Source organism: Caulobacter sp. GW821-FHT11E10, from assembly GCF_058808375.1.
Genome location: NZ_JBXARP010000009.1, coordinates 289,356 through 310,629, shown reverse-complemented (window position 1 = coordinate 310,629; position 21,274 = coordinate 289,356). Strand labels below are relative to the sequence as shown.

Below are 21,274 nucleotides of genomic sequence, written 5' to 3'. Positions count from 1 at the left end.
GGGCGGGGGGGGCCAGTTCTCCTGGCCCGGCCTCTTCCCCCTCCGTCGTCCCTACGGGCCGACACCTCCCCCGCTAGGGGGAGGATTTGTCTACGAGCTACAGATCCAGATCCGCCGAGGCGAACTCGGCGTTCTCCTGGATGAACCGGAAGCGCAGCTCGGGCTTGCGGCCCATCAGGGTCTCGACCAGTTCCTCGACGCTCTCCTCGTGGCGCGGCAGGGTCACGCGGGCCAGGGTGCGCTTCTTGGGGTCCATGGTGGTCTCCTTGAGCTGAGCCGCCATCATCTCGCCCAGGCCCTTGAAGCGGCCGATCTCGGGCTTCTTGCCCTTGAAGACCGTGGCCAGCAGCTCGTCCTTGTGGGCGTCGTCGCGGGCGTACTCGCTCTTGCCGCCGTGGGCGATGCGGTACAGCGGCGGCAGGGCCAGGAAAAGGTGACCGCCCCGGATCAGGTCGGGCATGGTCCGGTAGAAGAAGGTGATCAGCAGGGAGGCGATGTGGGCGCCGTCGACGTCGGCGTCGGTCATGATGATGATCCGCTCGTAGCGCAGATCCTCTTCCCGATACTTGGCGCCGCCCTGGGCCCCCAGGGCCAGCATCAGGTCCGACAGCTCCTTGTTGGCGGTGAACTTCTCGCCGGACGCGGAGGCGACGTTCAGGATCTTGCCGCGCAGGGGCAGGATGGCCTGGTACTTGCGGTCGCGGGCCTGCTTGGCCGAGCCGCCGGCGCTGTCGCCTTCGACGATGAACAGTTCGGCGCCGTCCACCGCGCCGCCGGCGCAGTCGGCCAGCTTGCCGGGCAGGCGCAGCTTGCGGGTCGCCGAGGCGCGGGTGACCTCTTTGTCCTTGCGGCGCTTGAGGCGTTCCTCGGCCCGCTCGATGACGAATTCCAGCAGGGCCTGGGCGTTCTTCGGGCTGGAGGAGAGCCACAGGTCGAACGGGTCGCGCAGCGAGGCCTCGACGAAGCGCTGGGCCTCGGAGGTGGAGAGCTTTTCCTTGGTCTGGCCCTGGAATTCCGGGTTCTTGATGAACACCGAGATCAGGGCGCCGGCCTGGGCGACGACGTCGTCGGCGGTGATGATCGTCCCGCGCTTCTCGCCCTTGAGCTCGGCATAGGCCTTGAGGCCTCGGGTCAGGGCGGCGCGGAAGCCGCTCTCGTGGGTGCCGCCTTCGGGGGTCGGGACGGTGTTGCAGTACGACTGCATGAAGCCGTCGTGCTCGCCGAAGCCCTGGGGCGTCCAGGTCACGGCCCACTCGACCGCGCCGGCCTCGCCCTGGCGCTCGATGCGGCCCGAGAAGCTCTCGGGCGTGATCGTGGTCAGGCCCTTGGTCCGCTCGGCCAGGAAGTCGGCCAGGCCGTTGGGGAAGTGGAAGACGGCTTCCGGCGGGGTCTGGTCCTGGATGCGGGAAGGGTCGCAGGACCATTTGATCTGCACGCCGCGGAACAGATAGGCCTTCGACCGGGTCATGCGGTACAGGCGCGCCGGCTTGAACGCCACGCCCTCGCCGAAGATCTCGTCGTCGGGCTTGAAGCGCACCATGGTGCCCTTCTTGCGCGACGGGCCCAGTTGCTCGATCGGGCCGAGCGGCTTGCCGCGCGAGAACACCTGCAGGTGCTCGAAGCCGTCGCGCCAGACGGTGACCTCGACGCGCTCAGACAGGGCGTTGACGACGCTGGCGCCGACGCCGTGCAGGCCGCCGGAGGTCTCATAGGCCTTGCCGGTGAACTTACCGCCGGCGTGCAGGACGGTCATGATGACCTCCAGCGCCGACTTGCCGGGGTACTTGGGGTGCGGGTCCACGGGCATGCCGCGGCCGTCGTCCTTGACCGACAGGAAGCCGTCGGCGTCGAGCTTGACCTCGATGGTCTTGGCGAAGCCGGCCACGGCCTCGTCCATCGAGTTGTCGAGGACTTCGGCGAACAGATGGTGCAGCGCCCGCTCGTCGGTGCCGCCGATGTACATGCCGGGGCGCTTGCGGACGGGCTCCAGCCCTTCCAGCACCTCGATGTCGGCGGCCGAATATTCGCCGGGCGCCGAGGCGCGGGCCGGCGGCGGGGTCGCCTTGGACGGCGGGGGCGGCGGCATCGGGCGCGGCGTCGGCTCGACGTGCGGCTCCACGCTGGCCTTGAACGGCGCTGCGGGGACGGGCGCCAGGGCGTCGTCGTCGAACAGGGAGGGGGTCTTATCGGAGGACATCAGGACGGAGTCTTAGGCGATTCGAACGCGGGGGCCTCGTATGGGCTCGCCGGCTTCCCCTGAAAAGCGAAATCCGCCCCCAGCGAAAGCCGGGGGCGGATCGTCAGGTCGGGTGGAAAGCCTAGCGGTAGGCCGGCGGATAGCCGCTGGCGTCCGTCGCCGCGTAGCGGTCCCGGAGCTGGTTCTGGCGGCTGTCCTTGGGCTGCTCGACGCCGCCGACGAAGACATTCAGCGGCCAGCTCGTCGTTTCCAGCGGGTCGCCGTTCCAGACCACGACGTCGGCGACCTTGCCGACCTCGAGCGAGCCGATCTTGCCGTCCTGGCCCCAGATCTTGGCCGGAACCAGGGTCACGGCGGCCAGACCGGCCGCGTAGGGCAGGCCGTTGGCCACCGCGAGGCCGGCGTTCAGGCGCTCCTGGCGCAGGTTGTTGAAGTCCCGCGCCCCGTTGATCGCCACCGTCACGCCGGCGGCGTGCAGGCGGGCGGCGTTGTCGAGCCGCGAGCCGAGGGTCTCGAAGCTGCCCGGCAGGTCGTCCTGCGGATCGACGATGACCGGCACGCCGGCCTTGGCGATCTCGGCCGCGACGATCCAGCCTTCCTCGACGCCTTCGAGGATGACGCGGATCTTCTCCTCGGCCGCCAGCTTGAGGGCCTGGCGGATGTCGGAGGCGCGGGAGACACGGATCAGCAGCGGGGTCTTGCCCTGCACGACCGGGATCAGGGCCTGGAGGTCCAGACGCGAGAGGCCGAAGTCGCGGGTCGCGCCCTGCTCGAAGGCGGCGCGGCGGCCGGCGAAGGCGCGAGCGTCCTCCAGGGCCGAGCGCAGCAGGACGAGGTCCGCGCCGCGCGAGCCGCCAGCCGCCCGGGCCCCGCTCTCGCCCAGCGAGACGGTGACGGCCAGCTTGGAGGCCTCGACGATATCGGCCGCGCCGGCCTTCAGGCGGATGAACGCCGCCTGGCCGCCGAACAGCGGCGGATCGCCATCGCCCGCGGCGCCGGCGGTCATCTCCTCGACCACGCCATCGTCGGCGTGCTCGTGAGCGCCGCCGCCGGTCCCGGACAGCACCGGGGTGACGGCCGAGCTGGTGACGCCGCCGTCGCGGGCCAGGCCGATCATCGGCGAGGCCGGATTGACGGCGTAGCTGATGTCGAAGGCGGCCGACAGGGCGCTGCCGGTGCCGTCGTCGCGGGTCTCGCGAACGCCGCCGATCTCGGAGGCCGAGAGGTTCGAGGACGGCGCGATCAGGCCGGGCGTGACGACCCCGCCCTTGGCGTCGATCACCCGGGCGCCGGCGGGTACGGCGAGCCCGGCGCCGAGGGCGGCGATCTTGCCGTCCTTGATCACCAGAACGCCGGCCGGAATGGCGGCGCCGGAGACGGGTTCGATCCGGGCGTTGACGATGGCGACCGTCTCGGCGGCCGCGGGAAGAGCCAGGGCGCAGGCGGCGCTGGCGAGAAGCAGAGACCGGATCATCAGTTGAACGCTCCCTGGCCGGGCTGGCCGAGCTCGAAATCGGACTTGGGCTGGAAGCGCTTGTCCTGGCGGTCATAGATCAGCGCGCCGTCGATGAAGACCTTCTCGGCCTGGGCGTAGACGCTGAACGGGTCGCGGCTCCAGACCACCAGGTCGGCGGCCTTGCCGGGCTCGAGCGTGCCGGTCTTGTCGGCGATGCCCATGGCCTTGGCCGGGTTGGCGGTGATCCACTTGATCGCCTCGGCCCGGGTGATGCCATAGCCCAGCTTGTTGCCGGCCGTCATGGCGATGGCGGCTTCCTGGTTCAGCCGCTGGGTCATGATCGGATCGTCGGAGTGGATGACCACGCAGGCGCCGTTTTTCCACAGGATGGCGGCGTTGGCGTCGATGCCGTCCAGGCTCTCCATCTTGAAGCCGGTCCACGAGGCCCAGGTGGCCGAGCAGACGCCTTCCTCGGCGAGGAGCGGGGCGATCTTGTAGCTCTCCACCGCGTGGTGGAACATCGTGATCTTGTAGCCAAACTCCCTGGCGATATCGAGCATCACGGCTTCTTCGTCGGCGCGGTAGCAGTGGTTCTGCACCAGGATGTCGCCCTTGAGTACGCCGGCCAGGGTCTCCAGCTGCAGGTCGCGCTTCGGCGCGTCGGCCTTTTCGCCCTTCTGCTGCTTGGCGCGGAAGTCGTCCCACTTGCGGGCGTAGTCGGCCGCGTCGATCCAGGCCTTGCGATAGCCGAAGACGTTGCCCATCGCCGTGGAGGGCGAGCGGCTCTTGCCGCCATAGACGCGCTTGGGGTTCTCGCCGCAGGCCATCTTCAGACCGTAGGGGGCGTCGGGGAACTTCATGCCCTGCATGGTGAGAGCCGGCACATTCTTCAGCGTCACCGAGCGGCCGCCGAACAGATTGGCTGAGCCGGGCAGGATCTGAAGCGTGGTGATCCCGCCGGCGCGAGCCCGGTTGAAGCCCGGATCTTGCGGCCAGACGGAATGCTCGGCCCAGACCTGGGCGGTGTTGGGATCGGTGGCCTCGTTGCCGTCCGAGCGGGCCGAGACGCCGGGCGAGGAATAGACGCCCAGGTGGCTGTGGGCGTCGATGATGCCCGGGGTGATCCACTTGCCCTTGGCGTCGACCACGGCGATATCGGCCGGGACAGGGGTGTCAGGACCGCCGACGGAGGTGATCTTGCCTTCCGAGACGAAGACCACGCCGTTCTCGATCTGCTGGCCGGTGGCGGTCAGCACCGTGGCGCCGACGAAGGCCGTGGCGCGCGAGGGCAGGGGCTTGTAGGTCGACGGGAAGCCCGTTGAGGCCTGGCCGTCCAGGCCCTTGGGCAGCGGCTTCACCTCGGCCTTTTCGGCCGGCTTGGCCGGCCCGGCCGCCGTCTTGGCGGGACCTTCGGTCCCGGTCGTGGCGCAGGCGGAAAGCCCCAGCGCAAGCAGACTCGTGGCCATCGCCACGGAACGCCATCTGATCATGAAAAACCCCGACTCTCGAAGAGGCGGGAAGGACAGACGAAAAGAACCGCGTTATCAAGCCATGCAAAGCTTGCCGGACGCATTTGTCCGCAAAAACCTTGCGCGGCGCCAGGGCGGCGGCTCGCGCGTTCAGCAGATCAGCTGATCCATCGGAGGTCGACCATGCGCCATGTACTCGCCTGCTTCGCCGCGTTTCTGCTGGTCGCCTGCAGCGCGCCAGGATCGGCGGGGCCAGGACCGGGCGCGCCGCCGATGTCATCGCCGCGAACGCCGGTGGCCGAGGGCGGTATGTGCGGCGGCTTCGCGGGCTTCCAGTGCGAGGCCGGACTGACTTGCCAGATGGACGTCGGGACCTGCAAGCGTATCGCCGACGCTGCGGGAGTGTGCAGGAAGAAGCCGCAGGTCTGTCCGATGATCTACCAGCCGGTCTGCGGTTGCGACGGCAAGACCTATGGCAACGCCTGCCAGGCGGCGAGCGCCGGCGTCAGCGTCGCCGCGCCGGGCGAGTGCAAGGCCGGCTAGGCTACTGACATGATCCGGCGCGCGCCTGGCCACAGTGTCCGGGGAGGGACCTGCGCATGACTGAAACCACGATCGCAAGGCGCGATGTCCTGGCGGGCGGCTTGGCCGTCGCCGCCCTCGCGCCCGTCGCAAACGCCCAGGAGAAGACGCCCATGTACGGACTGATCGGACAGATGCTCGCCGCGCCCGGCAAGAGGGACGAACTGCTGGCCATCCTGGGCGAGGGGACCGGGGATATGCCGGGCTGCCTGAGCTATGTGATCGCCAAGGATCCCGCCAATGTCGACGCCATCTGGATCACCGAGGTCTGGACGGACAAGGACGCCCATGCCGCGTCGCTGAAGCTGCCGGCGGTGCAGGCCGCGATCACCAAGGCCCGGCCGATCATCGTCGGCTTCCCGCAGCACTTCGAGACCATTCCTGTCGGCGGCCACGGCCTGAAGGCCTGACGCCAAAAGAAAAGGCCGCGGATCGCTCCGCGGCCTCTCTGTCTTCGAAACCCTCTCGGGTTCTAGAAGTGCGCGTCGATCGAGACGCCGATGATGCGCGGCTCATTGACGAAGGCGGTCAGGTTGTTGAAGTCGATCGCGCCCTTGATATTGCTCTCGTTGGTGATGTTGCGAGCAAAGGCCGCGATTTCCCAGCCGCCTTCCTTGTGGGCGTAGCCCAGCTTCAGGCCGCCTTCGAAGTCGCCCTTCGAGTAGAATTCCTTCGACTGGTACAGGAACAGGTTCGTGTAGCCCTGGACCTTCCAGTCGGTGAAGGCGAACACCTCGCCGGCGCCGATCGGGTAGGCGTAGCGAGCGGTGAAGTCGAAGGTGTACTCCGGTGCGTTCGGGAACGGGTTGCCGTTCACGAGGGCTTGGCTGGCGGCGTTCAGCTGGTCCGTGATCGTGCAGATCGGCGTGCCGAAGACGCCGCAGGTGGCCACGGCCAGCGTCTTGTCCTTGATCTTGGTGTGCGCGTAGCTGTAGCCGGCGGTGACGACGAAGTCCGGGGTGATCACGAACTCGCTGTCCAGCTCAAGGCCATAGGCCTCGCCCTTCTTGGCGTTGATCAGGCGGTTGGAATTGCCGCCGCCGCCGACGGCGCTGAACTGCGGATCGTCGATGGTGTAGGCGAAGACCGCACCGTTCAGGCGGATCCGACGATCCATCAGCTCGCTCTTCAGGCCCAGCTCGTACGACATGATCGTTTCGGACTTGGCCGAGGAAGCCGGCGCGCCGAACGCGATGTCGCGGCCTTGGATCGAGGGACCACGGAAGCCCGAGGCGACCTTGGCATAGGCGCTGACGTTCTCGTCGATCGCGTAGAACGCCGAGAGATCCCAGCTGACCTGCGAGTCCGAGACCGAGACCGAAGGTGCGGCGTTCGGACCCGAGACGACGTTCATGTCCTTGTCGTCGTCGGTGTAGCGCAGGCCGCCCGTCAGGGTCAGCTGCTCGCTCATCTTGTACGAGGCCTGACCGAAGATGGCCCAGGCCTTGTTCTTCTGGCGCAGCGTGGTGGCGGGCATGAAGAACGGGTTGGTGCGGATGTCGTACTTGGTGTCGAAGTAGAAGCCGCCGACCTGCCAGCTCAGCGGGCCGTCCGTGTCGCTGGCCAGGCGGATTTCCTGCGTCCACTGGAACAGGTTCTTGATGCCGTCCTGGGTGCTCGACTGGAACGGAATGAAGCCGGGGCCGGTCGGATTACCGCCGTCGATGTCGCCCAGGCTGTAGCCGTGGGTGTTCTCGTAGGCGGTGATCGAGGTCAGCTTGGCGCCGCCGAAGTCGTAGCTGACATTGGCCGAGGCGCCGTAGCCCTTGTACTGCTGCGGATTGTTGGCGGCGTTGTCGAAAGCGACGGTGTCGCGATCATAGTTGGCGTTCAGCGCGTTCGAGCCCTTAGTCAGCACGTTGGCGCGGAACACCGCGGCGGTGCCGTTCAGGTTACGGCCGTGAACGTTGAACAGGGCTTCCAGCTGCTCGGTCGGCGTGAACAGCACCTGCAGGCGGCCGGCGCGCTCGCTGAAGCCGCCCAGGGCGTTCTTCTTGTTGGTGAAGCTGTTGTCGATCCAGTCGTTGCGGTGCTGGTACAGGATCGAGGCGCGCGCCGCGACCTTGCCCTCGACCAGGGCGCCGCCGACGCCGGCGTCGAAGGTGACGGTGCTGTAGCTGCCATAGGTGGCGCTGGCGCGGCTCTTCGGCGTATCCGACGGCTTGATGGTGTCGAACTTGACGATGCCGGCCGTGGTGTTGCGCCCGAACAGGGTGCCTTGCGGGCCGCGCAGGACTTCGACGTGGTCGAGGTCATAGAGCGGCGAGCTCTTCAGGACGACGTTCTCGAGGACGACTTCGTCCTGGATGATCGACACCGGCTGCGAGGCGGCCAGATCGAAGTCGGCGTTGCCCAGACCGCGGATGTAGAAGCGCGGGGCGACGCGACCGTTCGAGGACTCGGCGTAGAGGCCCGGGGCCTTGGCCGAGAGAGCAAGGATGTCGTCGCCGGCGGCGAAGGTCGATTGCAGGCGCTCGCCACCGATAGCGGCGACCGAGACCGGGACGTCCTGCAGGTTTTCACTACGCTTCTGGGCGGTGATGATCACTTCGCCGACCTTGGTTTCCTGGGCGAAGGCGGCCGGCGCGACGACCATGGCCGAGGCGAGGGCGGTCAGGCCGCACGAGACCGTCAGGGCGCGACGAAGGGAGCGGTTGAGCTGGGGCATGGAGAGATCCTGTGATGATCTTGAGACGCCGCGTCGCCCAGTTCCGAGCAGAGGCGTTGGCGGCGATTCCGTTTGCGCTGCGATAGGCCAAGTCTCGGCCTCGGGGATATCTCCGACCACACGGATTTTGCCCGAAACGGCGGATTGCGTCGCTTATGTTGCGAAGTTGCGACAATTTTGTTCAGTCGCTGCCCGTAAGTAATAAGTCATTCCCAATTATCGGTGAGGACCTATTGTGCGCCGCAACGAAAAAGGGCCGGAGATCGCTCTCCGGCCCTCGTCCTATGCCTAGGCGCTAGGCGACTAGCACTTGTAGTACATCTCGAATTCGACCGGGTGCGGGTGCAGTTGCAGACGCATCACTTCTTCCATCTTCAGCTCGATGTAGCTGTCGATGAAGTCGTCATCCATGACGCCGCCGGCCTTCAGGAAGGCGCGATCCTTGTCCAGGCTTTCCAGGGCTTCGCGCAGCGAGCCGCAGACTTCCGGGATCTTTTTCTGCTCGCGGGGCGGCAGGTCATAGAGGTTTTTGTCGGCCGGCGCGCCCGGATCGATCTTGTTGATGATGCCGTCCAGGCCAGCCATCAGCAGGGCGACGAAGGTCAGATAGGGGTTGCCCATCGGATCGGGGAAGCGGGCTTCCAGGCGCTTGGCCTTCGGGCTGTCGACGTGCGGGATGCGGATCGAGGCCGAGCGGTTGCGCGAGCTGTAGGCCAGCTTCACCGGGGCTTCGTAGCCGGGCACGAGGCGCTTGTACGAGTTCGTCGTCGAGTTCGAGAACGCGTTGATGGCCTTGGCGTGCTTGATGATGCCGCCGATGTACCACAGGCACTCCTGCGACAGGCCGGCATACTTGTCACCGGCGAACAGCGGCTTGCCGTCCTGCCAGATCGACTGGTGCACGTGCATGCCCGAGCCGTTGTCGGCGAACATCGGCTTGGCCATGAAAGTGGCCGTCTTGCCGTAGGCGGCCGCGACGTTGTGGATGACGTACTTGTAGAGCTGCATCCGGTCGGCCATGACGACCATGGTGTCGAACTTCAGGCCGAGTTCGTGCTGGGCCGGGGCCACCTCGTGGTGGTGCTTTTCCGGCTTCATGCCCAGCTCGCCCATGACGGCCAGCATTTCGCCGCGCAGGTCCTGGCAGCTGTCGACCGGGTTGACCGGGAAGTAGCCGCCCTTCGGGCCCGGGCGATGGCCCATGTTGCCTTCCGGATATTCCTTGGCGGAGTTCACCGGCAGTTCGCTCGAGTCATACGAATAGCCGGTGTTGTTCGGCGCGGTCGACCAGCGGACGTCGTCGAAGATGAAGAACTCGGCTTCCGGACCGAAGTAGACGGTGTCGCCCACGCCGGCCGACTTCACGTAGTTCAGCGCGGCCTTGGCGATCGAGCGCGGGTCGCGGTTGTAGGGGGTGCCGTCGTCCGGGTTCACGACGTCGCAGAACAGGGCCAGCGTGGTCTGCTGGTAAAACGGGTCGATGATGGCGCTCGACAGGTCCGGGCGCAGCTTCATGTCCGACTCGTTGATGGCCTTCCAGCCGGCGATCGACGAGCCGTCGAACATGGTGCCGTCGTTCAGGAAGTCGTCGTCGACCAGGTCGATGTCAAACGTGACGTGTTGCAGCTTACCGCGCACGTCGGTGAAGCGGACGTCGACGTACTTGACGTCCTTTTCCTTGATCAGGTTCAGGATATCCTTGGCGGTAGTCATTGCGTATCCCCTTTGTAGGCTCTCTAAGTGTTTGACGATCCGGCCTTTAGACGGCGGCCGGGCCGTTTTCTCCGGTTCGGATGCGGATCACTTCCGTGATCTCCGAGACGAAAATCTTGCCGTCGCCGATGCGGCCCGTGCGGGCGGCGCGGGTGATGGCTTCCAGCGCGGGTTCCAGCTGGCTGTCCTCGACGACCACCTCCACCTTGATCTTGGGGAGGAAGTCCACGACGTACTCGGCGCCGCGATAGAGTTCGGTATGGCCCTTCTGACGGCCATAGCCTTTGGCTTCGAGCACGGTCATGCCCTGGACGCCCATGTCCTGCAGGGCCTCCTTCACCTCATCCAGCTTGAACGGCTTGATGACGGCTTCGATCTTCTTCATCGGTTCCACTTTCGGGCCCGGGCGGCGAACCGCCTTCACTGAGCGGGCAACCATCACGCCGATCGGACCCTCGCAAGCAACGCCCCGCGACAAACCTGACCGATCGGTTGACTTCTAGGCATGTGATCAAATTCTGGGCGCCCGGCGCCTTGGGAATGTGCATCTCTGGAATGGGCGCTAAATGGCCTTGCGACGCGCCGTTTGGCGCCTACGATCGCACCTAACGAACGTTTGAATGGGGGTCGAAGTGCGCGACGACACACCGGTTTTGATCGGCGCGGGCCAATTCACGTATCGGGGCGAACCGGCAAATTCACCATCCCCGCTGGAATTGCTGAAAGTTGCGGCGGAACGCGCGGTTCTCGATGCCGGCGCGAAGGGGTCTGTTCTTGCCGAGCTCGACGCTTTGGCGGTCGTGGCGTTCAGTATCGACGCGCCTGGAGGGTTGTCGAAGCTGCCATTGCCGCGTCTGGCGGATCCTCCGGCCTCGCTGGCCCGGGCCGTGTCGGCCCAGCCGCGCTGGAGCGTCTATACCGAGACCGGGGGCAACAGTCCCCAGCAGGCGGTCAACATCGTTTGCGAACGGATCGCGCGGGGTGAGTCGGATCTGACCCTGGTGGCCGGCGCCGAATTCCTCGGCTCGCTGATGAAGCGGATGAAGGGCGGACTGGGCTTCGAGGGCTGGGGAGACGATATCGACAGCACGCCCCAGCGCATCGGCGATCCGCGTCCGGGCGTCACGAAGCAGGAGGCTGCCCACGGCCTGGGCTATCCGGTCAACACCTACCCCTTGTTCGAAAACGCACTGCGGGCGCGGGACGGGCGATCGATCGAGGATCACCAGGCCCAGCTGGGCGCGTTTTTCTCGCCGTTCACTCAGGTCGCGGCCGCCAATCCGCACGCCTGGTTTCCTGTCGAACGGTCGGCCGAGGAGCTGGTCACGGTGACCGACCGCAATCGCATGGTCGGCTTTCCCTACCCGAAGTACCTGAACGCCATCATGGAAGTGGACCAGTCCGCCGCCGTCCTGATCGCCAGCGTTCGCAAGGCGCGCGAACTCGGGGTGCCGGAAGACCGCTGGGTGTTCCTGCACGGCTGCGCCGACGCGTCCGACCTTTGGTATCCGCTGGAGCGGCAGGACTACCATTCCAGCCCCGCCATGCGCCTGACCGGTGAGCGGGCGTTGGAGATGGCCGGGATCGGGCTCGAGGACATCGACCTTATCGACCTCTACTCCTGCTTCCCCTCGGCGGTTCGGATTGGAGCGGAGGAGCTGGGCTTGGCGCTCGACGACCCGCGCGGCCTGACCGTGACCGGCGGCCTGCCGTACTTCGGCGGGCCCGGCAACAACTACGCCCTGCACGCCATCGCCGAGATGGTGACCAAGCTCCGCGAGCGTCCCGGGGCCTACGGCCTGACCACCGCCAACGGCTGGTTCCTGACCAAGCAGTCAGTCGGCGTCTACTCGACCAAGCCCGTGGAGGGAGAGTGGGCGCGTGAGCCGCCGTCGGTGATCCAGGCGAAGATCGACGCCCTGCCGCATCCCGAGATCGTCGAGCGGCCGGAGGGCAGGGCGGTCATCGAGACCTACACTGTTGTCCATGGTCGCGACGGCGTCCGCATGGGCATCGTCATCGGTCGCGACGATCAGGGCCGCCGCTTCGTGGCCCAGACCCCGGACGATCCGGCGGTGTTGCGCGATCTCGAGAGCCGCGAAGGTGTCGGGCGATCGGGAACCGTCGGGCCGCACCCCGACGGCGTGAGAAACCTCTTCGTTCCGGAGTAAGCGTCATGAGTAGAGTGCATGTGATCCGCCACGGTCGCCCGGCGTCCACCTGGGGCGGCGATGACGAGGATCCGGGCCTGGACGGCGCGGGCCTTATGCAGGCGCTGGCCGTGGCCAAGGAGATCCTGGCCCTGCCGGCGGAGCAGCGGCCGAGGCGCGTGGTCTCCTCGCCGCTGCGACGTTGCCGCGAAACCGCCGAACCGCTGGCCGACGCCCTGGGCGTGGACGTGGTGATTGATCACCGGGTCGGCGAGATCCCGACACCGGCGGCGTTGTCGGCGGACCAGCGGCCGGACTGGCTGCGCCAGGCCTTCGGCGGCCGATGGGATGAGGTCGAGGGCGACCTTGACTATGTCGACTGGACCCACAGCGTCGCGGCGGCGCTGCGCGAACATGCCGGCGCGGCGGTGTTCAGTCACTTCGTCGCCCTGAACGCGGCGGTGTCGGCGGCCACCGGCTCGCCCGAGGTGATGGCCTTCCGACCCGATCACTGTTCGCGAACGGTCTTCGACGTCGATGGTGATCGCTTGATCCTGAAGGAGAAAGGACGCGAAGCTCAAAGCCAGGTGCTTTGAGGGAATACGCGTGGTCCGAGAAATCCTGTCCGTCGCCCAGATGGCCGCGGCCGATCGCGCCGCCGTGGCGCGGGGGACGTCGACCCCGGTCCTGATGGAGCGCGCCGGCGAGGCCGTGGCTCAGGCCGTGCGGGCTCGCCACGCCCATCGCCCGGTGGTGATCTGGTGCGGGCCCGGCGACAACGGCGGGGATGGTTATGTCGCCGCCCGCCATCTGCGCCGACGAGGCTGGCAGGTCGTGGTCGAGGCCGCCTATCCGCCAGCCACGGTCGCCTGCCGCTGGGCCGCCTCGCGCTGGAAGGGCGAGGTCCGGCCGCTGTCGCCGGAGCCCTCGCCAGGCGCACTCTATATAGACGCGCTGTTCGGCGCCGGTCTGTCTCGGCCGTTGGAAGGGGATGTCGCCCGACTGGCCCGCGCCAGCCGGGAACTGTCGTTGACCGTCATCGCGGTCGATACGCCGTCGGGGATCCATGGGGACACCGGCCGTCCCTTGGGCGGCGAGGCCTTCAGCGCGGGGCTGACCGTCACCTTTCACCGCCGCAAGCCCGCCCATGTCCTGATCGAAGGGCGCAAGGCGTGCGGCGAGATCGTCGTCGCCGATATCGGTCTGTGGCCGTCCGACGAACCGCAGCTGTTCGAGAACGGGCCGGAGCTCTGGGCGCGCCGCTTTCCCTGGCCGGCGCTGGACGCCCACAAGCATACGCGCGGCCGTCTCAAGGTTGTCAGCGGCGAGGCCTGGAACACGGGCGCCGCAAGGCTTTCCGCGCGTGGCGGTTTGCGGATCGGGGCTGGAGCGGTGACGCTACTGTCGCCACCAGGCGCCTTGGCCGTGAATGCGGCTCATCTCGAAGCGGTCATGCTGGTCCCGTTCGACAGCGACGCCGACCTCGCGGCCGCCGCCGAACAGGCGGACGCGGTGATCATCGGGCCGGCCGCCGGTGTGGGGGAGGCGACCGCTCGCAATCTGCAGGCCCTGGCGCGCACCGGCGCGGCCCTGGTCGTCGACGCCGACGCCCTGACCAGCTTCCGGCACCAACCGGACGCTCTGTTCGCCTGCCTCGATCGCGACGATGTGCTGACGCCGCATCCCGGAGAGTTCGAGCGGATCTTCCCGGGTCTGATGGCGAGATCGGCCGAGCGGATTACCGCTGCGCGCGAGGCCGCCAGGCTGGCCGGGGCCGTCGTGCTGCTGAAGGGCCCGGACACCGTGGTCGCCGCGCCGGACGGCCGAGCCGCCGTGTCGTTGAACGGAACGCCTTGGCTGGCCACCGCCGGCTCAGGCGATGTTTTGGCCGGCTTCATCGGCGGCCTGATCGCCCAGGGCATGGAGAGCTTCGAGGCCGCCTGCGCGGGCGCCTGGATCCACGCGGAGTGCGGCGCCCGCCATGGACCCGGCCTGATCGCCGAGGACCTGCCGAACCTGGCGCCGGCCGTCCTGGCGGAACTCCACGCCCGACGCTAAGCGGACTTGCATGCGAGGCTTCAAATCCGTAAGCCCGCACCCACGCGGATGTGGCGAAACTGGTAGACGCACCAGATTTAGGTTCTGGCGCCGAGAGGCGTGGAGGTTCGAGTCCTCTCATCCGCACCACCATCTCTCCGGGCCCTTCGCGCCCGTGTGAGTTTTATCGCCGCCGCTCTTGGATGCTCGCGCACGTCGTGACATAAGGGCGCTCTTTCGCCGCCCCGGTTCTCGCGGGCGGCGTCGATCTTTTGGACCCATAGGGCGGAGATCGGGCGCCCGGCGCCCCGACCCGAGAAATAAGAATGTCGATGCAGATCGTTGAAAAGTCGGGCGAAGGCCTCAGCCGCGTTTTTGGTGTCACGGTGCCCGCGAGTGAACTGGCCACGCGTCTGGATGCGCGGATCGCCGAAGTCGCCCCGCAGATGAACGTGAAGGGCTTCCGTCCCGGCAAGGTGCCGACGGCCCACGTTCGTCGCCTCTACGGCAAGGCCCTGATGGGTGAAGTCGTCGAGCAGGCGCTGAACGAGACCACCCAGAAGGTCCTCGAAGAGAACAAGCTGCGTCCGGCCGGTCAGCCCGAGCTGAACCCGTCGTCGGACATGGACAAGGTCATCGCCGGCGGTGAAGACCTCGCGTTCGAACTGGCCGTCGAAGTGATGCCGGAATTCGAGCCGATCGACCCGGCCACGATCGAGCTGACCAAGTCGGTCTACAAGGTCGCCGACTCCGAAGTCGACGAGTCGCTCGATGAGCTGGCCAAGCAGGCCCGCACCTACGAGCCGCGCACGGGCAAGAGCCTGAAGGCCAAGGATGGCGACCAACTGCTGATCGACTTCGTCGGCACGATCGACGGCGTCGAGTTCGCCGGCGGCAAGGCCGAAGGCGCTGAGCTGGTCCTGGGTTCGGGCCAATTCATCCCGGGCTTTGAAGAGCAACTGACCGGCGCCAAGCCGGGCGACGACATCGTCGTGAAGGTGAAGTTCCCGGAAGACTACCAAGCCAAGGAACTGGCCGGTAAGGACGCCGAGTTCGCCACCAAGGTCCACGAAGTCCGCGCCCCGGTCGACGGCAAGGCCGACGACGAGCTGGCCAAGCGCCTGGGCCTGTCGGACCTGGCGGCCCTGAAGGAACTGCTGAAGTCGAACCTGGGCAGCCGCTACGACAACTCCTCGCGCTTCAAGCTGAAGCGCGCGCTGCTGGACGTGCTGGACACCAAGCACGACTTCCCGCTGCCGCCGCGCATGGTCGACGCCGAGTTCGCCGGCATCTGGCAACAGGTCGAGGCCGACAAGGCCCGTGGCGGCCTGCCGCCGGAAGACGCCGAGAAGTCGGAAGACCAGCTGAAGGACGAGTACCGCAAGATCGCTGAGCGCCGCGTGCGCCTGGGTCTGGTCCTCGCCGAAATCGGTCGCAAAAACGACGTGGTCGTCACCGACCAGGAACTGACCGACGCCATCATGCGCGAAGCTCGCCAGTACGGCGCGCAAGCCCAGCAGGTGTTCGACATGTACCGCCAGCGCGCCGACCTGCAAGCCGCTCTGCGCGCCCCGATCTACGAGGACAAGGTCGTCGACCTGATCTTCGACAAGGCCAAGATCGAGGAAAAGGAAGTCTCCAAGGAAGAGCTCCTGGAAGAAGACGACCTGCCGGAAGGCTACGGCGGCTAATGCCGGCCTAGGCCAAAAGAAACGAGGCGCGGCTCGCGAGGGCCGCGCCTTTTTCGTATCGGCGCGAACCGGGCGGCTCCTTGCAACCTGTTAAGCGCCACGCGATATGCGATAGCGACGGCGCGCGGGGGCTGATTCGTTCTTGCACCGCCCAGACACACAAAGAGGGTGATCCCCATGATGTACGATCCGATGGCGACCGCGATGAACCTGGTTCCGATGGTGGTCGAACAGACCAGCCGCGGCGAGCGGGCGTTCGACATCTTCTCGCGCCTGCTGAAGGAGCGGATCATCTTCCTGACCGGTCCGGTCGAGGACGGCATGGCCAGCCTGATCTGCGCCCAGCTGCTGTTCCTGGAGTCCGAAAACCCCAAGAAAGAGATCGCCATGTACATCAACTCGCCGGGCGGCGTGGTGACGGCTGGTCTCGCGATCTACGACACCATGCAATACATCAAGAGCCCGGTCTCGACGGTGTGCATGGGCATGGCCGCCTCGATGGGCAGCCTGCTGCTGTGCGCCGGCGCTCCTGGCCAGCGGATCTCGCTGCCCAACTCGCGCATCATGGTGCACCAGCCCTCGGGCGGCTTCCGCGGCCAGGCCTCGGACATCGAGCGCCACGCCGAGGACATCATCAAGACCAAGCGTCGCCTGAACGAGATCTACGTCAAGCACTGCGGCCGCACCTATGAAGAGGTCGAGCGCACGCTGGACCGCGACCATTTCATGAGCGCCGAAGAGGCCAAGGACTGGGGTCTGATCGACCACATCAACGAAAGCCGCGACGGTCCGGACATCGCCGAATAGGCTTCGGGCGTCGAAACAATCGAGCCGCCGACCTCAGGGTCGGCGGCTTTTTCTTTGCCTCGAAGGCTAGGTTGGGGCCTGCGGCAAATCCGCTCAGGTGGCGGGCTTGCCTCGGAAGATCCGGTAGCCCTTCTCGTCGGCGATCGCGAGCATCTCGGTGTCGCCCGAGGTGTCGCCATAGGCCGCCGTGAGATGCACGTCGGGACCGAAGACCTCGCGCAGTCGGAGCACCTTCTCCTTGGCCCGGCAGTTGTTCCCCTCGAGGCTGCCCAGGATGCGGCCGTCCTCGTTGGTCATCAGCCGGGTGCCGATCAGCATGTCGGCGCCGAGGCCCCGAGCGAATGGCGCGACGGTGATTTCGGGGGAGGCGGTGACGATCACCAGCTTGGCGCCCTTGGCCCGCCAGGCCCGCCAGACGGCCACGGCGTCGGGGCGGAGCAGGGACGGGGCGAACGCCTCGGCGAAGGCCCTGGCGTCGTTCTCGATCTGAGCGACGGTCGCGCCCTTCATGAACTCGCGAACCGCGGCCGCCTTGAGTTTTCCACGGTTACGGTCGAACACGTAGGTGATCAGGGCGGGGGTCAGGCGAATGACGCCGCGCGTCCATTTGCGGGGGCCGGCGCGCCACTTCAGGAAGGCGTTGAAGCTATCCTTCACCGTCAGGGTGCCGTCGAAGTCGAAGGCCACCAGAGCGGGCTCGTCGCCCATGTCGCCGGTCATCGGGCGCGACGCGCTCAAACCCTGGGCCATCAACGAACGCTTCGCCATAAACCTTCCATGCGAACGCGCTAGGCACGTTCCAATCCTACGATTCCTGCTCTGCTAATACGGTCTTACACCGGGAACCGTAAGGGCTAACGCGACCAACGCTTGCGCCCGAGGGCCAATCGCCCAATTTAGATGACGAGGCCATGACACGATCGGGCGCCTTCGAGCGTTTGAGGCTTGAAAGGAGCCGCCAAGGCTTGTGAACCGAGCCCGGATCGGGGAATGTCAAGGATTAGACAACTCCCGGCGTATATCCTGCTTGCTTCGGTGGCGGCGATGCGCTCGGAGGGGCGTCAGCGGCGAAAGCCGTAAGTCGCCATAGCGTGAGAAGCGATCATGACGAAAGCCGCGAGCGGCGACACCAAGAGCACTCTCTACTGTTCTTTCTGCGGAAAGAGCCAACATGAGGTGCGTAAGCTCATCGCGGGACCGACGGTGTTCATTTGCGATGAATGCGTCGAGCTCTGCATGGATATCATTCGCGAAGAGCACAAGATCGCCTTCGTGAAGTCCAAGGACGGCGTTCCGACGCCGCGCGAAATCTGTGAGGTCCTCGACGATTACGTGATCGGCCAAGGTCACGCCAAGAAGGTGCTCGCGGTCGCGGTTCACAATCACTACAAGCGCCTGAACCACGCGTCGAAGAACAACGACGTCGAATTGGCCAAGTCGAACATCCTGCTGGTCGGTCCGACCGGTACGGGTAAGACGCTGCTGGCCCAGACGCTGGCCCGAATCATCGACGTGCCCTTCACGATGGCCGACGCCACGACGCTGACCGAAGCCGGTTACGTCGGCGAAGACGTCGAGAATATCGTGCTGAAGCTGCTGCAAGCCGCCGACTACAACGTCGAGCGCGCCCAGCGCGGCATCGTCTACATCGATGAAATCGACAAGATCAGCCGCAAGTCCGACAATCCGTCGATCACCCGCGACGTGTCGGGTGAAGGCGTGCAGCAGGCTCTGCTGAAGATCATGGAAGGCACTGTCGCCTCCGTGCCGCCGCAAGGCGGACGCAAGCATCCGCAACAGGAGTTCCTGCAGGTCGACACGACGAACATCCTGTTCATCTGCGGTGGCGCCTTCGCCGGCCTCGAGAAGATCATCTCGGCGCGCGGTTCGGCCAAGTCGATCGGCTTCGGCGCCAAGGTGGCCGATCCGGAAGACCGTCGCACCGGCGAGATCCTGCGGAACGTCGAGCCCGACGATCTGCAGCGCTTCGGTCTGATCCCGGAATTCATCGGCCGTCTGCCGGTGGTCGCGACCCTGGAGGACCTCGACGAGGTCGCCCTGGTCAAGATCCTGACCGAGCCGAAGAACGCCTTCGTCAAGCAGTACCAGCGCCTGTTCGAGATGGAGAACATCGGCCTGACCTTCACGGAGGACGCCCTGCACGGCGTCGCCAAGAAGGCCATCCTCCGCAAGACCGGCGCGCGCGGCCTGCGCTCGATCATGGAAGGCATCCTGCTGGAGACCATGTTCGAGCTGCCCAACTACGAGGGCGTCGAGGAAGTGGTGGTCAATGCCGAGGTCGTCGAAGGCCGGGCCCAGCCGCTGCTGATCTACGCCGAGAAGAAGGGTGGCGCGGCTTCGGCCTAACCTCCCTCTGATCGAAGAACGAACGACGCGCCCGTAGCGATACGGGCGCGTTTTTCGTTTCGGCGCGCGTGTGACTGCACGCCTCGGATGTGTTGACCGCCTCTTCGCGTTGGTGAACGGTGTTCGGCGAAGTGGGGGCGCGCGATGAAGACGTTCGAAGTCGACGGCCGTGTTTTGCGCGGCCGGTTCGTGGACGGCGGCGGCGAGACGCTGATCGTCTTCGCCCACGGCCTTGGCGGGACCGTCGAGAAGATGAGAGCGATGTCGGACGAGGCCCGGCGCCTCAAGCCCGGCGCCGATCAGTTCATCGCGTCGCTCGGCACGGGCCTGCTGTGCATCAAGAAGCCGGAGCAGGTCGCCGAGCGTCTGGCCGCCGACATCGCCGCGCTGGATCGGCGGCGGAACTACGCGACAATCATCCTGGTGGGCCACAGCGCCGGCGCGATGGTCGCTCGCGCGGCGTGGCTGCAGGCCGCCGGCGCGCTGAAGACCGGCGATCTGGGCGCGCCGGTGCATGCCTGGGCCGCGAAGGTGGAGCGGGTCGTGCTCATGGCCGCGATCAATCGGGGATGGTCCGACAGCGTGGCCATTGGGATTTCCCGAAAGCTCCAATTCTGGAGCCTCTCCATCGCCGAGTTCTTCCTCTACGGCCTTATGCAGAAATGGCTGGGCACTTCGGGCTACATCCTCGAACTGCGCCGAGGCGCGCCCTTCGTGACGGGTCTGCGATTGCAATGGCTGGCCATGGCGCGCGCGCACAGGACGCCGCTGACGGTGCAAGTCCTGGGCACCATCGACGATATCGTTTCGCCAAAGGACAATGTCGACCTGATCACTGGCAAGGACTTCATCTACCTCGAAGCGCCGGCCTCCGGTCATGCGTCGATGGTGAGGCTCGATGCGCCGGTTGAGGGGCCTGCGCGGACGAAGGTGTTTGACTTGGCGCTCGCCGGCGCACCGGACACCTTGCGGGAGGCCAGCCTTTCGGCCGTGGTCGCCGACGACCTGGGCGAGGGGCAGGATGACCTCGACGAGGAGGTCGCCAGCGCTATCGACAATGGCGCCGGCGTCCGGCGCGTGGTGTTCGTCATTCACGGGATCCGCGACTACGGCTTCTGGACGAAAAAGGTCGCGGGGCGCGCGAAAGCGCTCGCGGGCGGTGCGGGCGTCTGCCGGACGGTGACGTCCAGCTACGGCTTCTTCCCGATGGGGCCCTTCGTCTTCAAGGCGCTGCGCCGCCGCCGCGTGGAATGGCTGATGGATCAGTATGTCCGGGCGAAGGCGCTCTATCCGAACGCCGAGTTCTCCTACATGGGGCACAGCAACGGCACGGCCCTTTTGGCGGGGGCGATGAAGCTGTCCGAGGCGATCCGCTTCGACCGGATCGTCTTCGCGGGCAGTGTCGTGCGCCGCGATTTCGACTGGGAGACGCTCACCCGGCGTGGCCAGGTGAAGGCCGTCATGAACTATGTCGCCAGCAACGACTTCATCGTGGCGCTCTTCCCGAAGTTTCTTCAGCGACTGCCCGGCTCCGATCTCGGCTCCGCGGGCTTCGACGGTTTCAGGCAGACGCATGGCGGCGTCCTCCAGATCGAGTATGTGCAGGGTGACCACGGCGCGGCGCTGCGCGAGACGCTGTGGGGCCAGGCGGCTCGTTTCCTGCTGGGCCTCGATCCTGGGGCGCCGGATGATCCCACCGATCTGCTGAAGCGCCGAGGATGGGTGGCGGCTATCGGTAACGGCGTGGGGTCCTGGATCGCGGTGCCCCTTTTGGTGCTGTTGATCGGCGGCTTGGGATACCTGATCCTGGCTCGTCAGGACGCGCCCTGGATCGTCGCCTTGATGTTCCTGGCCTATGTCTGGTTCGTGAAGACGGTGCTCACGCGCCTTTAGCCGGCTTTTCGGGGCGCTTCGGCGCATTGCGCGACCAGTGGTGCGTCGGCGCCACGGCCCCGACGAGCCTCTCGATCGCGCGTGTTGGTCCGAGCTTGGAAGAACTGACCTTGAGACCGGGGATATGGGGGCATATCCACTTCAGCTTGGCCAAGGCTGCGCGACTTGTCGCCGCTGGCAGGCGAGTACGCTTGAACCCTGTTGTAAAACGTCCACATAAATAACGAACATTCGCCCAGTCCCG

17 protein-coding genes and 1 tRNA gene are annotated in these 21,274 nt (G+C 66.4%); 11 read left to right on the top strand and 7 right to left on the bottom strand.

Translation table 11 applies throughout. The features are described from left to right. Positions 1-97 precede the first annotated feature (97 nt). The 3 genes from parE to AC1RRV_RS20140 form a co-directional block, all read right to left on the bottom strand. Positions 98-2,200, bottom strand: a complete 2,103-nt coding sequence (parE, locus tag AC1RRV_RS20150; RefSeq protein WP_492861436.1) for a DNA topoisomerase IV subunit B — start codon at positions 2,198-2,200, stop codon at positions 98-100. A gap of 118 nt (positions 2,201-2,318) precedes the next feature. Next, positions 2,319-3,671 carry an amidohydrolase family protein gene (locus AC1RRV_RS20145; protein WP_492861422.1) on the bottom strand — a complete coding sequence of 451 codons (1,353 nt, stop codon included), beginning with the start codon at positions 3,669-3,671 and terminating at the stop codon, positions 2,319-2,321. Continuing rightward, positions 3,671-5,143, bottom strand: a complete 1,473-nt coding sequence (locus tag AC1RRV_RS20140; RefSeq protein ID WP_492861421.1) for an amidohydrolase — start codon at positions 5,141-5,143, stop codon at positions 3,671-3,673. The genes AC1RRV_RS20145 and AC1RRV_RS20140 overlap by 1 nt, the downstream gene beginning before the upstream one ends. Here AC1RRV_RS20140 and AC1RRV_RS20135 point away from each other — a divergent pair. The 3 genes from AC1RRV_RS20135 to AC1RRV_RS20125 are packed head-to-tail and all read left to right on the top strand — an operon-like array spanning position 5,112 to position 6,114. Continuing rightward, complete coding sequence (locus tag AC1RRV_RS20135) at positions 5,112-5,288, top strand: hypothetical protein (RefSeq protein ID WP_492861437.1); 177 nt, start codon at positions 5,112-5,114, stop codon at positions 5,286-5,288. The two genes, AC1RRV_RS20140 and AC1RRV_RS20135, sit on opposite strands and share 32 nt — an antisense overlap. Before the next feature lie 17 nt (positions 5,289-5,305). After that, on the top strand, positions 5,306-5,665 hold the full coding sequence (locus AC1RRV_RS20130; protein ID WP_492861420.1) for a Kazal-type serine protease inhibitor family protein: 360 nt from the start codon (positions 5,306-5,308) through the stop codon (positions 5,663-5,665). A gap of 56 nt (positions 5,666-5,721) precedes the next feature. After that, entirely contained in the window at positions 5,722-6,114 is a 393-nt protein-coding gene (locus tag AC1RRV_RS20125) for a putative quinol monooxygenase (protein WP_492861419.1), read from the top strand. 62 nt (positions 6,115-6,176) lie between these two features. Here AC1RRV_RS20125 and AC1RRV_RS20120 read toward each other — a convergent pair whose 3' ends face one another. The 3 genes from AC1RRV_RS20120 to AC1RRV_RS20110 all read right to left on the bottom strand — a co-directional run bounded on the left by AC1RRV_RS20120 (position 6,177) and on the right by AC1RRV_RS20110 (position 10,470). Further along, positions 6,177-8,372, bottom strand: coding sequence for a TonB-dependent receptor (locus tag AC1RRV_RS20120; protein ID WP_492861418.1), 2,196 nt, complete (start codon positions 8,370-8,372; stop codon positions 6,177-6,179). A 303-nt stretch (positions 8,373-8,675) separates the two neighbouring features. After that, a complete protein-coding gene (gene glnA / locus AC1RRV_RS20115; protein ID WP_492861417.1) occupies positions 8,676-10,085 on the bottom strand; it encodes a type I glutamate--ammonia ligase in 1,410 nt (469 codons plus the stop codon). Between the two features lie 46 nt (positions 10,086-10,131). Then, entirely contained in the window at positions 10,132-10,470 is a 339-nt protein-coding gene (locus AC1RRV_RS20110; protein ID WP_047405922.1) for a P-II family nitrogen regulator, read from the bottom strand. Positions 10,471-10,705: 235 nt separating this feature from the next. On the opposite strand from AC1RRV_RS20110, the gene AC1RRV_RS20105 reads away from it, so the two are divergent. The 6 genes from AC1RRV_RS20105 (at position 10,706) to AC1RRV_RS20080 (ending at position 16,770) form a co-directional block, all read left to right on the top strand. Beyond that, the gene (locus AC1RRV_RS20105) at positions 10,706-12,256 is read left to right on the top strand and encodes an acetyl-CoA acetyltransferase (protein WP_492861416.1); all 1,551 of its coding nucleotides are present in this window, start codon (positions 10,706-10,708) and stop codon (positions 12,254-12,256) included. Positions 12,257-12,261: 5 nt separating this feature from the next. Continuing rightward, positions 12,262-12,831, top strand: coding sequence for a histidine phosphatase family protein (locus AC1RRV_RS20100; protein ID WP_492861415.1), 570 nt, complete (start codon positions 12,262-12,264; stop codon positions 12,829-12,831). A 10-nt stretch (positions 12,832-12,841) separates the two neighbouring features. Continuing rightward, entirely contained in the window at positions 12,842-14,293 is a 1,452-nt protein-coding gene (locus tag AC1RRV_RS20095) for an NAD(P)H-hydrate dehydratase (RefSeq protein ID WP_492861413.1), read from the top strand. A 44-nt stretch (positions 14,294-14,337) separates the two neighbouring features. Next, a tRNA-Leu gene (locus tag AC1RRV_RS20090) sits at positions 14,338-14,422 on the top strand. Positions 14,423-14,604: 182 nt separating this feature from the next. Further along, positions 14,605-15,963: a trigger factor gene (tig, locus tag AC1RRV_RS20085; RefSeq protein WP_492861412.1), complete on the top strand. Its 1,359-nt coding sequence runs from the start codon at positions 14,605-14,607 to the stop codon at positions 15,961-15,963. Between the two features lie 168 nt (positions 15,964-16,131). Further along, positions 16,132-16,770, top strand: coding sequence for an ATP-dependent Clp protease proteolytic subunit (locus AC1RRV_RS20080; RefSeq protein WP_477068407.1), 639 nt, complete (start codon positions 16,132-16,134; stop codon positions 16,768-16,770). 93 nt (positions 16,771-16,863) lie between these two features. On the opposite strand, the gene AC1RRV_RS20075 is transcribed toward AC1RRV_RS20080, so the two are convergent. After that, positions 16,864-17,538 (bottom strand): HAD-IB family hydrolase, encoded by a 675-nt coding sequence (locus AC1RRV_RS20075; RefSeq protein WP_492861410.1) that lies wholly within the window; start codon positions 17,536-17,538, stop codon positions 16,864-16,866. A gap of 336 nt (positions 17,539-17,874) precedes the next feature. On the opposite strand from AC1RRV_RS20075, the gene clpX reads away from it, so the two are divergent. Both clpX and AC1RRV_RS20065 read left to right on the top strand, forming a co-directional pair. After that, entirely contained in the window at positions 17,875-19,137 is a 1,263-nt protein-coding gene (gene clpX / locus AC1RRV_RS20070) for an ATP-dependent Clp protease ATP-binding subunit ClpX (protein ID WP_492861409.1), read from the top strand. A gap of 144 nt (positions 19,138-19,281) precedes the next feature. Beyond that, positions 19,282-21,030, top strand: a complete 1,749-nt coding sequence (locus tag AC1RRV_RS20065) for an esterase/lipase family protein (RefSeq protein WP_492861407.1) — start codon at positions 19,282-19,284, stop codon at positions 21,028-21,030. Positions 21,031-21,274 lie beyond the last annotated feature (244 nt).